Below are 1,017 nucleotides of genomic sequence, written 5' to 3' on the forward strand. Positions count from 1 at the left end.
AAAATCAACCTCTATGCACAGCGCCTCGCGATTAAAGTCATCGATCACATTAAACAGTCGCACCGACCGACCATCACTGAGCTGGTCATGCATAAAATCCATCGACCAGCACTGATTGGGCTTGTTTGGCACGGCCAATGCGTCCGGCTTTTCACGCACCCATCGCTTCTTGGGTTTGATCCGCATGTTCAGTTCAAGCTCCCGATAAATCCGGTAGACCCGCTTATGGTTCCAGCCAAACCCTTTGACATTGCGTAGGTAGAGAAAACAGAGGCTAAAGCCCCAGTTGCGCTGGCTGTTAGTTATACGCAGCAACCAATCCGCAATAAGCAGGTTTTCATCGGCAAGCACGGGTTGATAGCGATAACAGCCTTCGCTGACCTTGAAGAGGTTGCAGGCACGCCTGATTGATATGGCAAAGTGTGAAATCGCTTTGGTAGCCATCTCCCTGCGGGCAGATGGCGTTACCACTTTTTTGCCATGGCCTCCTTGATGATCTCGGCCTTGAGGCGCTCCTCGGCATACATGTTCTTGAGGCGACGATTTTCCTCTTCCAGCTCTTTGAGGCGAGCCATAAGGGAGGAGTCCATGCCACCGAATTTGGAGCGCCACTTGTAGAAAGTGGCACAGCTGATGCCATGCTCACGGCACAGCTCAGGGACGGGTGAACCAGACTCGGCCTGTTTGAGGATGGCGATGATTTGGGCATCGCTAAAACGTGATGTTTTCATGTAGAACCTCCAGCGTTCAAGATACGAGAAAATTCTACTTATGAGCACCCCAGTTTGTCGGGGGGATTACCCTACCGGCTGAAAACGCTGCTGGAAGAGATGCGACTGGCGCAGGCGGTAGATTGGCCCCTTGAAGATCCAGACACTTCGCCCCTCTTAACTTAAGAGGTAGTCTTGGAACTATGTTCAGTACTAGTCGCAACGAGAAGATGGTCGAAGTGTTAACAGGGGCTGAGCGCCGTCGACGCCGGACTCCGCAGGAAAAGATCTCCATCGTGCAGCAGAC

1 pseudogene is annotated in these 1,017 nt (G+C 52.3%); it reads right to left on the reverse strand.

The window, feature by feature from the left end:
* Positions 1–731, reverse strand: a pseudogene (locus tag CUC53_RS03310) (transposase); the annotation flags it as partial.
* Between the last annotated feature and the right edge of the window lie 286 nt (positions 732–1,017).

It is taken from the genome of Aeromonas cavernicola, from assembly GCF_002795305.1.
Classification (GTDB): domain Bacteria; phylum Pseudomonadota; class Gammaproteobacteria; order Enterobacterales; family Aeromonadaceae; genus Aeromonas; species Aeromonas cavernicola.